This is a genomic window from Fibrella arboris (assembly GCF_041321095.1).
In the GTDB taxonomy this organism is placed as follows: Bacteria; Bacteroidota; Bacteroidia; order Cytophagales; family Spirosomataceae; genus Fibrella; species Fibrella arboris.
The window spans coordinates 56,451-70,089 of the sequence record NZ_JBGGWE010000007.1; the positions used below are offsets into that span (position 1 = coordinate 56,451).

Annotated in this window: 11 protein-coding genes; 7 read left to right on the plus strand and 4 right to left on the minus strand. The window is 50.4% G+C overall.

All coding sequences use genetic code 11. From position 1 onward, the window contains the following. Positions 1-66: 66 nt before the first annotated feature. Entirely contained in the window at positions 67-1,356 is a 1,290-nt protein-coding gene (gene hemA / locus ACAW75_RS13865) for a glutamyl-tRNA reductase (protein WP_370729328.1), read from the minus strand. A gap of 217 nt (positions 1,357-1,573) precedes the next feature. Between hemA and ACAW75_RS13870 the strand changes: the two genes are divergently transcribed. Then, positions 1,574-2,851 (plus strand): sensor histidine kinase, encoded by a 1,278-nt coding sequence (locus ACAW75_RS13870; RefSeq protein WP_370729329.1) that lies wholly within the window; start codon positions 1,574-1,576, stop codon positions 2,849-2,851. 23 nt (positions 2,852-2,874) lie between these two features. Here ACAW75_RS13870 and ACAW75_RS13875 read toward each other — a convergent pair whose 3' ends face one another. Further along, positions 2,875-3,420 carry a hypothetical protein gene (locus ACAW75_RS13875; protein ID WP_370729330.1) on the minus strand — a complete coding sequence of 182 codons (546 nt, stop codon included), beginning with the start codon at positions 3,418-3,420 and terminating at the stop codon, positions 2,875-2,877. A 20-nt stretch (positions 3,421-3,440) separates the two neighbouring features. Here ACAW75_RS13875 and ACAW75_RS13880 point away from each other — a divergent pair, with 20 nt between their 5' ends. The 4 genes from ACAW75_RS13880 (at position 3,441) to ACAW75_RS13895 (ending at position 7,823) form a co-directional block, all read left to right on the plus strand. Beyond that, positions 3,441-4,532 carry a LuxE/PaaK family acyltransferase gene (locus ACAW75_RS13880; protein WP_370729331.1) on the plus strand — a complete coding sequence of 364 codons (1,092 nt, stop codon included), beginning with the start codon at positions 3,441-3,443 and terminating at the stop codon, positions 4,530-4,532. A 130-nt stretch (positions 4,533-4,662) separates the two neighbouring features. Then, positions 4,663-5,310 carry a DUF4142 domain-containing protein gene (locus ACAW75_RS13885; RefSeq protein WP_370729332.1) on the plus strand — a complete coding sequence of 216 codons (648 nt, stop codon included), beginning with the start codon at positions 4,663-4,665 and terminating at the stop codon, positions 5,308-5,310. A gap of 244 nt (positions 5,311-5,554) precedes the next feature. Beyond that, entirely contained in the window at positions 5,555-6,706 is a 1,152-nt protein-coding gene (locus ACAW75_RS13890) for a sigma-54-dependent transcriptional regulator (protein WP_370729333.1), read from the plus strand. A 142-nt stretch (positions 6,707-6,848) separates the two neighbouring features. Further along, positions 6,849-7,823, plus strand: a complete 975-nt coding sequence (locus ACAW75_RS13895; protein WP_370729334.1) for an NADPH:quinone oxidoreductase family protein — start codon at positions 6,849-6,851, stop codon at positions 7,821-7,823. A gap of 19 nt (positions 7,824-7,842) precedes the next feature. On the opposite strand, the gene ACAW75_RS13900 is transcribed toward ACAW75_RS13895, so the two are convergent. Together ACAW75_RS13900 and prfB are read right to left on the minus strand one after the other, a co-directional pair. Continuing rightward, positions 7,843-9,165: a tetratricopeptide repeat protein gene (locus tag ACAW75_RS13900; RefSeq protein ID WP_370729335.1), complete on the minus strand. Its 1,323-nt coding sequence runs from the start codon at positions 9,163-9,165 to the stop codon at positions 7,843-7,845. 276 nt (positions 9,166-9,441) lie between these two features. Further along, positions 9,442-10,515, minus strand: coding sequence for a peptide chain release factor 2 (gene prfB, locus ACAW75_RS13905; RefSeq protein ID WP_370729336.1), 1,074 nt, complete (start codon positions 10,513-10,515; stop codon positions 9,442-9,444). Positions 10,516-10,790: 275 nt separating this feature from the next. Here prfB and lpdA point away from each other — a divergent pair, with 275 nt between their 5' ends. After that, on the plus strand, positions 10,791-12,188 hold the full coding sequence (gene lpdA, locus ACAW75_RS13910; RefSeq protein ID WP_370729337.1) for a dihydrolipoyl dehydrogenase: 1,398 nt from the start codon (positions 10,791-10,793) through the stop codon (positions 12,186-12,188). Positions 12,189-12,453: 265 nt separating this feature from the next. Further along, positions 12,454-13,620: a hypothetical protein gene (locus ACAW75_RS13915; RefSeq protein WP_370729338.1), complete on the plus strand. Its 1,167-nt coding sequence runs from the start codon at positions 12,454-12,456 to the stop codon at positions 13,618-13,620. The last annotated feature ends 19 nt before the right edge of the window (positions 13,621-13,639 follow it).

The window sequence follows — 13,639 nt, forward strand, 5'->3', positions numbered from 1 at the left end:
CGCGAACGGCCTGAACATGAAAAACCCCAGCCTGGCAGGCTGGGGTTCTCTATCAATACCCATAGGTTAGTAATGCAACGAGGAAGTATCGGCATTGGCCGACTGGTTGTCCAGATTGAACAGGTCGTTCAAGACGTCGATCAGCGTTTCGGCTTCACCACGCTTACAGGCAGCTTTCAGTTGAAGAACGGGTAATTTCAGTACTTTCTGCATAATACCCTTAGTGATCTTGTCCATCCGTTCCGACTCATCGGGACTGAGGTGCTTCAGATGCCGGGCAATCTCTTCTTTCCGGATTTGCTCCAGGGCGTTCTTCAGCTTATTAATAGTTGGTGAGACCATCATTTCCTTCGACCAGTCGCCAAACTCGGCAGTTGACTGAGTGATGATAGCTTCTACCTGCGGAATCGAGGCCAGTCGCCGGTTCAGGGCTTCGTCGGCCCGGGTGCGTATGTGGTCGATGTTGTACACCAGCACACCCGGAATTTGCTCAACGGCCGCATCGACGCTCCGGGGCACCGATAAGTCGATGAAGTATTTATAGGTAAGCACCGTTACCCCGCTTAAAAGAGTGGGGGTAAACAATGGCTCGTCGCGCTGAACAGCCGAGATGATTACATCGGCCTGCTGAATCTCAGTAGCCAGCTGATCGAAGTCGGCAAAACGTACCTGTAATTCAGTCGCCAGCTCTTCGGCTTTCGAGCGGGTGCGGTTGCAGAGCGTGATATTTGTAACGCCCCGGTTCACCAGGTTACGGCAGACATCGGCACCAATTTCGCCCAGCCCAACGACCAGTACTGCTGGATTGGCCCGTTCACCCAACAGCTCGTCGATCAGCTCCACGGCGGCATAGGATACCGACGCTGCCCCGTCGCGGAAAGATGTCTCCTGAGCTACACGCTTGTTGGTATAGAAAATGGTGTGCATCAGACGATGCAGGAACGGACCAGCCAAATCGAGGTCAGCCGACCATTGGTACGACTGTTTTACCTGGTTTGGGATCTGCATGTCGCCGATGACCTGCGAATGCAGGCCTACACAGACTTCAAACAAATGCCGAACTGCCTGTGCGTGCGCGGCAATCTGTTGAAAATAGGGCAGGTAAGAATCAGTATCAGTCAGGCCTTTTTCGATCAGCACCAACCGCGCAATAGTGGTATTATGATCTTCAGAAGCCGCATAATACACTTCAGTACGGTTACAGGTCGAGACAACCAGCAACTCAGAAAGCCCTAAAATATCGCGTAAACGAAGCATCAGCCGTTTGGCTTCGTCTTCGTTGAGTGCAATTAACTCACGAACGGCTAAAGGAGCCGTTTTGTGGGATAAACTGATTGATTTAAAAACGTCAAACATAGCGATTACGCTTAGTCAACAGCTAAACGAGGGACAAAATTACAGTACAAAACAGTCTACTTAGCCGGAGAATTAGTCCGGCTTGCTATTTAGAATTTATATAAATAAGTAGACCAGGTTCTTACTAAAATCCAACTTGACTGGTTAGTGAAGAAACACATCCATGTACGTTCAGGTTCTTTGATTCGTTACCTTGTCAGGATAAAGACAGTGGTAGATGTTGAAGTCATTTGATATATATAGTCAAAACAACGTAATGAAAATAATTGTGGCGTTGAACCTGCTGTTGGTAGGGACGGGCTCCGCATTATTTACCAATCGAATTATTAATAAACTCGAAGCCCGCGAAGAACAGTACATGCGGCTCTACGCCAAAGCACTGGCCTATGCCATAGAAACGGCTGATAATCAGGAGAACCTGAATTTTATAGTTACCGGTATTATTGAGACAAACGAAAATAACGCTATACCGGCGATCTATGCAGATGCGCATCTGGAACCTGCTCAGTGTCGGAATGTGGAGTTTCCTGATAATCTGACCGATGAAGAAAAGCACCAATATCTGAAAGAACAGATGCAGGAGATGCGTAAAAACCATCCGCCAATCGTAGTTGACTTGAAAGACGGGGAGAAGGGACTTATTTATTACAACAATTCCCTGCTTCTGAAGCAACTGAATTATTTTCCTTTCGCATTACTGGCTATCCTATCCGCTCTGGCGGTCCTGGCCTATCTCTCGTTTAGTTCATCGCGACGGGCCGAACAGAACCGGGTGTGGGTTGGGCTGGCCAAAGAAACGGCGCACCAGTTGGGCACCCCGCTTTCGTCATTGCTGGCCTGGGTCGATTATATGCGGACCGATCCCGATCATTACGAAGCCGAAGTGACCGACGAGATCGAAAAAGATGTGCAGCGGCTGGAAACCATCACGGCGCGTTTCTCCAGTATTGGCTCTATTCCCACGCTAAAAGACGAAAACCTGGATGAGGTGGTTACGCAGTTTGCCAGTTACCTGGCCCGTCGAATTTCTACCAAAGTGAAAATGACCGTTGAAAGCAACCTGCCTGCCAGCCTGATGGTGCGGATCAACCGGCTGCTGTTTGAGTGGGTAATTGAGAATATCTGCAAGAACGCCGTCGACGCCATGGCGGGTGTAGGCGAGTTGCGGATCAGGCTGTTACCGTTACCTAATGATGAGGTAGGGATCGACATAACCGATACCGGTAAGGGGATGAGCAAATCCAGTATGGTAAAAGTTTTTTCGCCGGGCTACAGCACCAAAAAGCGCGGCTGGGGGCTAGGCCTGACACTCGCTAAGCGAATCGTGGAAGAATACCACAAAGGACGCCTGTTTGTAAAATCATCGGAGGTAGGCAAAGGCACCACGTTTCGGATCGTATTGAATCGTGAGCCGGGTACGCTGACTGAAATACCCGCTGTGCGCAGGAAAAAGCTATCCATCAGCTCATTGCGAGGGCCAAAAAAGGTAAGTTAGTCTTTAAGCGTTGAGGGGTCCGGTTATCGCCCATTCAGCGGCACGGAGATCGTGTCGGTAATGATTGTGTTGCTGACATTCAATGCCCGGTCCCGGATACGTACCTGGAAACGAACGGGTGCCAGCCGGTAAGGGCGCTGGTAGAAGAAGACCTGGCTGAAATCGATATCGCCTTCTACTGCCCCCTTGGGTGAGCCTAGCGGCGACCGGGGGAAAAATAATTTTCTGTTGTCGCCCGCCGGTAGCTCTTTATACGTTCCATTAACATACTCAAACGTCTTGACTTCATAGTTGCCCCAGGTTTCCTTACCAAATACAACCCGCTGCCTTGTTGTATCGCGGGTGTCTTCGCCGATATCACCCGTACCGTCCTGCAAACGAATCGTTAAAATAACTGAGTCGCGTGCGGCCTGGCCAACGCCGGAACCCGCTGCCAGCGTCACCTTTACAGGCGGACCAACCAGACGAATTTCAGGTGTATCGCTATAGTTTGGCTCCGTAAAACAGGCTGCCAGGGTTGCTGAAAGGACCAATGCCAATAGCCCCTGATGAATTAGTTGTCTGCGCATGCTGTTAACGTACTGAATTTTTGCAAGCTACTGTGTTTTTATCCCAATCCGACTGGCGGTCATCGCTTCGGCAACGTATTCTCAACGTAACGGCCACTGATTTTGATGCACTGGCCCTTGAGTTGTTTCAGTACCAGGCCCGGTACAACAACGTGTATGCCGACTATTTAGGCCATTTGCGCTGTAAACCTGGTACGGTGCGCTCGATCGCCGAGATACCTTTTTTGCCCATCAGCTTTTTCAAGACACACCGTGTGTTGATTCCAGACGTACCCGAGGCCACTGAATTTGCCAGCAGTGGAACTACGGGGGCCACTACCAGCCGACATGTAGTCCCTGATCTACCGCTCTATGATGCTGTTTGTCAGCGCCTGTTTGAGGAGCAGTACGGGCCACTCAGTCAGTTCCATATTCTGGGTTTGCTGCCGTCGTATCTGGAACGAAATAACTCGTCGCTGGTATATATGGTTCAGCGATTTATGACGCTATCAGGCGCTGATCAGTCTGGTTTTTTCCTGAATAACCACGCCGAACTGACTACCCGACTGCGCCAGCTAACCGAGCGTGCTAACCAGCGTACCCAGGATGACTCGTCCGATGACCCAAAAAAAGTACTCCTCATTGGCGTAACGTTCGGTTTGCTCGACTGGATTGACCAAACGCCCGAATCGTTGGAGTGGGTGGGCGATCATCCTGACCTGATCGTGATGGAGACCGGGGGCATGAAAGGGCGTCGTCGTGAGATGCTTCGCGAAGAAGTACACGCCGAACTGATCGACAAACTGGGGGTGTCGGCCATTCACTCGGAATATGGCATGACCGAGTTGTTATCGCAGGCGTACTCTAGTGGTCATGGTGTTTTCAGGCCCGGCGCCACCATCCAGGTACGTCTTCGGGACCTCAATGACCCTTTTCATAGCTACGTACCCGGCAACCTACTTGGTAAGCAGACGGGAGGGGTTAATGTCATCGATCTGGCCAATCTGGATTCATGTGCCTTTATCGAAACCCAGGACCTGGGCCAGTACGACACCGATCCGGGTACGTTTCGGATTATGGGGCGCTTCGATAACGCTGATGTACGTGGCTGCAATTTGTTGGTGGCGTTGTGAGGCAAAGGGGCTGCGGTTGGGCAATCAGAGCCAGATCCTTTCATAAGCTGACTATTCCTGAAAAAGTAAAACCCTGGCCTGGTTGCGTCGTTATCTAGTTGATTCGATAAACAACAGATCACAACGTATTATGAAAAAGGTACTTATTGCGAGCATGGGCTTGATAGCCTCGCTGCTCATCACAGAAGCCGCTGTCGCCCAAACCAGTCGGATGGATAGTGACCTGGTTGGACGGACCAGCAAAATGGAGTTTGATCGTATGAACAAGGAGGGTGCCGCTGCGGTAGCTGCTATAACGCCTTCAGGTTCGAAACTGTCGAAAGCAGATGAAGATCTGATGAGGCAGGTTGCCCTGGGTGGCATGATGCAACTGGAAACCAGTAAGGTGGCCGTTCAAAAGTCAACTAATCCTGAAGTTCGTGAGATGGCTCAGGCCGAAGTAGATGAGCAAACTGGCCTGTCGGCTAAACTGGCTGAGATTGCCTCGGCAAAAGGCATAACCTTACCAGCCACACCAGATGCGAAAACGCAGGATATGGTCTCAAAAATGCAGGGAATGGCGGGCATCGAGCTTGATCGTCATTATGTGCAGGAACACGCGGTAAAAGGCCACGAAGTGCTCGACAAGACCATGGCGAAGGTGGAAAGTAAAGGCCAGGATGCCGCTCTGATGGCCGTGGCAAAAGCCGCTCACCCACTCGTTAAGACACACTTGAAAGTAGCCCGTGAACTGAATGCAAAGCTGAAAAGCGGGAATTCAATGAACAGTGGTCAATAAAACGACGTCTTCGCTACAGGAAAAGCCAACTTCACCAGTTGGCTTTTTTTGTTTATAGTCCTCGCTATTCGTTCATAGAGGCGTGAAGATTTAGTACAGAAGGGTATAAATAATAAATGGTTGTTGTTTCCTTGTGCGTAATGACCTTATTTCGATTTGTTAAAGCAACCGTTGTGTTTAAGCTGACTAAATCAGTCGGTCGACAAACGCACGAACCTGTCGTACCAGTTTTTTTATACACTTTATGGCCAAACTCATCATTATTGATGACGAAAAGAGCATCCGGGCAGCCCTGCGCGACATCCTAGAGTATGAGGGCTACGAGGTCGATGAGGCCAAAGACGGCGAAGAAGGCCTCGAAATGATTCTTAAATCGCGGTATGACGTTGCGCTTTGTGACATTAAAATGCCTAAAATGGATGGGCTGGAGATGCTTCTGAAGGCAACCGAAGCTGAACGGGGAACTCAGTTCATCATGATTTCGGCTTTTGGCAACGTTGAGAATGCCGTAGAGGCGACCAAACGTGGTGCCTTTGATTTTATCACGAAACCGCCTGATTTGAACCGGCTTTTGGTAACCGTTCGCAATGCGATCGAGAAATCGAAGCTGGTTGCCGAAACCAAAACGCTGAAGAAACGGATCTACAAGATCAACGAGATCGTTGGCGATTCTGACCCAATCCGGAAAGTAAAGGAAACCATCAACCGGGTGGCTGCAACAGAAGCCCGGGTATTGATTACCGGCCCCAATGGGTCTGGGAAGGAAATGGTTGCCAAAGGCATTCACGAAAAGGGGAACCGGGCCGGTATGCCGCTGATCGAGGTTAACTGCGCCGCTATTCCTGGCGAACTCATTGAGAGTGAGTTGTTTGGGCATGAGCGTGGCGCGTTTACGGGCGCAGCCTCCAAGCGTATCGGCAAGTTTGAGCAAGCTGACGGCGGTACGTTGTTTCTCGACGAGATTGGTGATATGAGCCTGTCAGCACAGGCTAAGGTGCTGCGTGCATTGCAGGAAAGCAAGATAACGCGGGTGGGCGGCGATAAGGAAATAAAGGTCAACGTTCGTGTGATTGCGGCAACGAATAAAGACTTACGCCGCGAAATTGCCGATGGTAACTTCCGGGAAGACTTATTTCACCGGCTCAGTGTAATCGTTATTCACGTACCTGCGCTGGCCGACCGGAAAGAAGACATTCCGCTGCTGTCTGACAAGTTTTTGCAGGACATCAGCAGCGAATACAATGCACCGGCAAAAGAGATTGAACCGGCGGCTATGACGCAGCTCCAATCCATGCCGTGGACCGGTAATGTGCGTGAACTGCGCAACGTTATCGAGCGGCTGGTCATTATGTGTGGTGATGCCATCACGCTCGACGATGTACTGATGTACGCGTAAATAGGGTCTGAAGAGGGCAGAAAGTCCAGCGTCTGGAAAGGCGTTGATTGTGTTACTTACACTGGGGTAATTCCTGAGTAGCCGTAATAGGATCAATGCCTTTCCAGACGCTGGACTTTCTGCCTTTTCTACTGTTTAACTTATGAAAGCTGTTCTCTGCCATCAGTTTGGCCCACCCGAATCCCTGACTATTGATGAGATGGCCTGGCCAGTTGCGGAGCCTGGAAAAGTGGTTATCGAAGTAAAAGCCTGTGGCGTAAATTTCCCCGATACCCTGATCATTGAAGGGAATTATCAGTTCAAGCCTGCTTTCCCGTTTTCGCCCGGTGGTGAGGTCGCCGGTATCGTGCGGGCGGTAGGAGCGGGAGTAACCCACGTGAAACCGGGCGATCATGTCTTTGCACTGACTGGATGGGGTGGCTTTGCCGAAGGTGTACTGGCCGACGCCTTCAAGACATTTCCCATGCCTGCCGGGATGGAGTACAACACGGCGGCCTCGCTCATGTATACCTACGGTACATCGTACCACGCCCTGAAACAACGCGCTCAGGTACGTTCCGGCGAGACTCTGCTTGTATTAGGCGCGGCAGGTGGTGTAGGACTGGCCGCCGTAACGCTTGGCAAACTTATGGGAGCGCGGGTGATTGCTGCCGCTTCTACCGACGAAAAAACAGCCTTATGCACGCAATACGGCGCCGACGAAACCATCAACTACACCACCCATAACCTGCGTGACCGCCTCCAGGAACTGGTTGGCAAGAAAGGCGTCGATATCGTTTACGATCCCGTGGGTGGCGAGTTGGCCGAGCCTGCATTGCGCGCAATGGCCTGGGGCGGGCGGTACCTGGTGGTTGGCTTTGCCGCCGGTGAGATACCACGCCTACCGCTGAATTTACCCCTGCTGAAAGGCTGCTCGGTTGTCGGCGTATTTTGGGGCGCTTTTGCCGAGCGCCAGCCGAAAGACAATCAGCAAAATGTGCGGGAATTACTCCAGTTCTGGCAAGAGGGAAAACTCATGCCACACATCCACGCTACCTATCCGCTCGAACAGGCAGCTACGGCGCTGAACGACATGCTTGGCCGTCGGGTGATGGGGAAGGTGTTGATTGTCGTTTAAACTGCAGCCTGGCCCACAATTACCGGCGCCTGGTGATGCTGCCGCATTTAGCACCCATTAGTGTATAGGCCTGTGTATACCCCAGTTCGCCTGCCCGACCCATATCTGCGCAACCGGCCTGCTCGTCGCCTCCATCATACCGAATAATGCCTCGCAGGTAATAAGCCTCGGCATGAGTTGCATTTAGTTTTAGTGCATTATTGCAGTCAACCATGGCTCCTTTCTGATCGCCAGTCGACGATTTGATGATGCCACGGACGAAATACGATTCACTGTTAGCAGGGTTCATTTCAATTGCCTGGTTAAGATCAGTTAATGCGCCCTTTACGTCGCCCGACGAATTTTTAAACAGCCCACGAAGAATGAACATATCAGAGCGGTCGTCGGCTATTTCATTCATCTGGTAGCGATCGCGCATGATGTAGCCTAACAAGGGCATGATTGTCTGGACGATAAATTCGCTGTAATACAATTTGCTTTTGGTTACGGGTGTACTTAGCTCAATGGATTTGTCCAGATCAGCCATACTCGTGGCTCGCCCTTCGGTACGGCTACGGCAATAACCCCGACTGAATAAAGCTTGGTAGTGGGCCGGGTTTAGCTGTATGGCTTTATTAAAATCAGCCAAGGCATCGTCAAATGCACTGAGGCGCATGTTCACGAGACCACGCCTGTAAAAGGCTTCTGCATTGCCGGCAGTCATCGACAGACTCTGGTTGAAGTCGGCCAAGGCATTCCTGTTGTTTTTCAAGCGGTAGTACGCATAGCCGCGCCCGGTTAGCGCATCAGCTTTATTGGGTTGCTTCATCAATGCGGCCGAAAAATCAGCGATTGCTCCTTTGAAGTCAGCTAAAGCACTTTTACACAGGCCCCGTGCTGCCAGGGTAGCTGCATCGTTTGGAGCCAACCCATCTGCTTTGTTGAAGTCAGCTAAAGCCATAGTCAGCGAGTTCATTTTGAGTCGGCACAAGCCCCGCTGATAAAAGGTTTGTGGATTAGTCAAGTCTAATTCAAGGGCCCGATTGAAATCCCGAATGGCCCCTGTTGGGTTCTCCTCCTGGCTACGAATGATGCCTCGTTGGATATATGAATCAGCCGACTGTGGATTCAGCTCGATGGCCTGATCCAGATCCGTCAGCGCACCCTGGATGTCGTTTAGACTAGTCTTTACTAAAGCGCGCTGATAATAACTGCTCGATTGGGGAGCCAGATCAATGCTGGCTGAAAAGGCCCGCACGGCCCCGATGAAATTTTTGTTTTTCTTCAGCTGTACACCTTCCTCAAAATAATCTGTTGCCGATACAGGTGCTTGAGCTGGGCTACTAAAGGGCAACACGAGCATAGAGAAGTAAAAAAATAGGTAACTGTTTTTTCTCATGGTTCCTATCCAGGTTAATCAAATACGGTAGCAGGCAAATGTATTTGGGACCTGAAGCGTACACAAGGCAGAAGACATAAGGAAACAATTACTTAACATTCATCGCCAATCATTCTGCTGGATAGTGATAAAATACTCAGCTGTTGGGTGATCTGATACTAAGAATGCGTCCTGTTTGGCAAATGGCTCTCGAAAAAAGCAGCCATTTGTCAAACAGGACGCATTTGCTCTTCAGGTACGTTACTGCTCCAGCAGATAGGCCTTGATAAAGCCGTCGAGGTCACCATCCAGCACGGCTTCTGTATTCGACGTCTGGAAACCCGTGCGGTGATCTTTCACGCGGCGATCGTCCAGCACGTAGGAGCGAATCTGTGACCCCCACTCGATCTTCTTCTTGCTGGCTTCTATTTCAGCCCGGGCTGCGTTACGCTTCTCAACCTCAATCTGATACAGCTTTGATTTGAGCAGCCGCATGGCAACTTCTTTATTCTGTAACTGACTGCGCTCCTGCTGACATTCAATGATTAAGCCGGACGGACGGTGGCGCAGGCGAACGGCAGTTTCCACTTTGTTCACATTTTGTCCACCAGCACCGCCCGACCGGAAGGTGTCCCAGTCAATATCGGCAGGGTTTACGTCGATCTCAATGCTGTCGTCAACGAGTGGGTAGGCATACACGGATGCAAATGACGTATGCCGACGTGCATTTGAGTCGAACGGGGAAATGCGTACCAGCCGATGGACCCCGTTTTCTGATTTCAGATAGCCATAAGCCAGTGGTCCATCAATTTCGATCGTTGCCGATTTTATACCAGCAGTATCACCATCCTGATAGTCGACCTGTTTCACGCCATAGCCGTGTTTTTCAGCCCAGCGCATATACATCCGGTACAGCATATCGGCCCAGTCCTGACTTTCAGTGCCACCCGCCCCCGAGTTTATTTCCAGTACGGCCGAGAGCTGATCTTCCTCATTGCTAAGCATTTTCTTCAGCTCCAGCTCGTCGAGTGTCACCTGGAGTTTACGGCCTTCTTCATCGACTTCTTCCTCAGGTACGTCGCCTGCTTCGTAGAATTCGTACAGCGTCTCGAGGTCGCCAAATTCGCTCAGCAGTTTTTCGTAACCGCTGATCCAGCCTTTCAGACTACGTACCTGTTTCATGACGCCCTCTGCGCGGGCAGCTTCAGTCCAAAACTCGGGCTGAAATGTTTGCTGCTCTAACTCGGCAAGCTGTTGTTTTTTATTGTCGTAATCTAGATACCCTCTCAGGGCTTCAACCCGGCCCCGGAGTTCCTGCACTTGTTCGGTAGTCATATCGGCAAATAGCCCGCGCTAGCGGGTAAGAGATCGGAACGCAGCTTACACGGATGACTCTGATGCATGACGATCGTTGCTCGCTCTGTATGCCAGCCTAGACTGGGTGAATCTGCCTGATCTACGTTCCTTATGGTTTGTCAAAGATACAACAAACCATTGGGCGGGTTTGGTTTTGGTATGGGGTCATGAGTGGTCAACTTTTCAACCTACCTTTGCGTTTTGAAACGGGCGTTTATTGTAACGTCTGACCTCAACTTCGAACAAGTTTTATAATGGCTTCACAGTACGATGTAATCGTGGTAGGAAGCGGACCCGGCGGCTATGTAGCAGCTATACGGGCTTCGCAATTGGGCTTGAAAACAGCCGTTGTTGAACGCGAAAGCCTGGGCGGGATCTGCCTGAACTGGGGATGTATTCCCACCAAAGCCCTGCTTAAGAGCGCGCAGGTTTTTGAATATATCAAACATTCGAAAGACTACGGTATTACCGTTGGCGATTCGTCGGCCGATTTTAGTGCGGTCATCAAGCGAAGCCGGGGGGTTGCCGATAGCATGAGCAAGGGCGTTGCGTTTCTGATGAAGAAAAACAAGATCGACATCATCAATGGCAACGGCAAAGTCAAGCCCGGTAAGAAAGTGGAAGTAACCGCGCAGGATGGCAAAACCACGGAGTATGAAGCTAAGCACATCATTATTGCTACGGGTGGTCGGGCACGCCAGCTGCCAAACGTACCCCTCGACGGCGTAAAAGTGATCGAGTACCGCAAGGCAATGTCGCTCGAAAAACGCCCGGATACCATGCTTGTCATTGGGTCGGGCGCTATCGGCGTTGAGTTTGCCTACGTGTATGCAAGCATGGGGACCAAGGTGACCATCATTGAGTTTTTGCCTACTATCGTACCGGTTGAAGATGAAGACATCTCGAAAGAGCTGCTCCGCCAGTACAAAAAAATGGGCGTCGACATTTACACCAGCTCTGAAGTAACAAAGGTAGATACGAGCGGTAAAGGCTGTAAAGTGACGGTGAAAACACCCGATGGTGAAAAGTCATTCGATGCCGATGTGGTTCTGTCGGCGGCCGGGGTAGTCGCTAATATCGAGAACATTGGTCTGGAAGAGACAGGTATTAAAACAGACCGGGGTAAGATCGTAACCGACGATTATTACAAAACTAATGTGGATGGTTTTTACGCTATCGGTGATGTAACGAAAGGGCAGGCACTGGCTCACGTGGCGTCGGCCGAAGCCATCATCTGTGTTGAAAAGATTGCGGGGTTACCACACGTGGAGCCGCTGAATTACAACAACATTCCAGGGTGTACGTATTGCACGCCCGAAATCGCGTCGGTTGGCTATACCGAAAAAGCCGCCCGTGAAGCGGGTTATGAATTGAAAGTAGGCAAATTCCCCTTTTCAGCGTCGGGCAAAGCCAAGGCCTCAGGTACGCCCGAAGGCTTTGTAAAGGTGATATTCGATGCTAAATACGGCGAATTCCTTGGTGCTCACTTCATCGGTAATAACGTAACAGAAATGATTGCCGAAGTGGTGGCCGCCCGTCGTCTTGAAACAACAGGGCACGAAATATTAAAGGCCGTACACCCTCACCCAACTATGTCGGAAGCCGTTAAAGATGCTACCGAAGCAGCCTATGGCGAGGCGATCCATCTTTAACAGGTGAAGCTACTGTTGTTTGCAGAAACGGCCCTGGCTATATTCCAGGGCCGTTTCTGTATGTTAAAAAAGTTTAAGTAATAAACAGCACGTAACAATACTTAATTGGCACGAGCTTTGTCCGGTATTTATCCGATATACTTACCCTATTAATCACTGGGCATGTATTGGGACATTATTATTTTTGTAGAAACTAGTAGTGGTCTATTAAAAGTCGGATTGAAACAGCCTACCTGCGTTCTATTCGGATAAGAACCATCCTCTAATGAAATACCCCCACCTTTATCGTCCTATCTGTCTGTCGGTGTTGGCTATAGTGGCAACGATTGGCAGCATTTTTGCCCAGGAGGTTCCTTCACCCATTAATTATGATGGATACAGGGCAGGCTTCGATATTGGCTCGCAGGGGGTTAAATTATCGGTGATTGGTTTTTATCATCAGAATGGCAAGCTGAAGTATAAGCTGGTGTATGACCGGCAGGAAACGGTTGGCCTGGTGAAAGGCATGGAGCTCAATAACGGTAAGCTACGCCCTACCGATATTCAGGAAGCTGTGGCCACTGTGCAGGAGATGATGAAAGACGCCAGCGAGACGTATAACTTAACCAACCGCGACTTTATTATCTATACATCTTCCGGGGTTAATATGGCTTCCAATGTGGCGGAAGTAAATGCCCAGACGCAGAAGTTAATCGGGATGCCTACCGTTGTCGATATGCCTACAAAAGTTGAAGCGACGTATAGTGTCCGGGCTGGGTTGGCCCGTGAAGACTTCGACAGGGCAGCACTGGTCGATGTGGGCGGCGGCAATCTGAAAGGCGGTATTCTCCAGCCTTACATTAGCGCATCTGGCGCCACACGCTATACATTCAAATCATACACGATCGAGTTTGGTGCCCGTCGGCTGGCCGAACGGATTCTGCTGCGTAATCCTAATTCAACTGAGTACGCCAGCCAATTGAAGGCCATGGTTGAAGATTCGATTGCACCCATAATTCGCATGTCGTTGAATGACAATCCGGGCATTAGAGATATAAACCGATCGGCCATTTATCTGACAGGAGGGGCCGCATACCAGTTTATTACCTGGCGTTATCCCGAAAAAGTGCAGGAGGAAATCGTTGAATTCACGATGGACGATTTTGGCCAGTTCGTTGAGATGCTATACTCACCCACCGGCTGGATCGACTGGCAGGGGCGCTCATTCGCAACGATCGAAGATCCGAAGCTTCGCGAACTGGTTGAACGCGATCATGCTAAGGCTACCAAGCGGGTCTATAACCGGGAAGGCTGTTTGGCAGGTACGTTGCTAGCCCAGCAGGTGTTTCGGGAAATCGGGAATCAGAACACTAAGACGTTCTATTTCACCCGTGATGCCTATTGGATAAATGCCCTTGTATTCGATACCTATAAAGGGGAGTTTAAGAAGTAACGTCAGGCTTCAGGGTGTT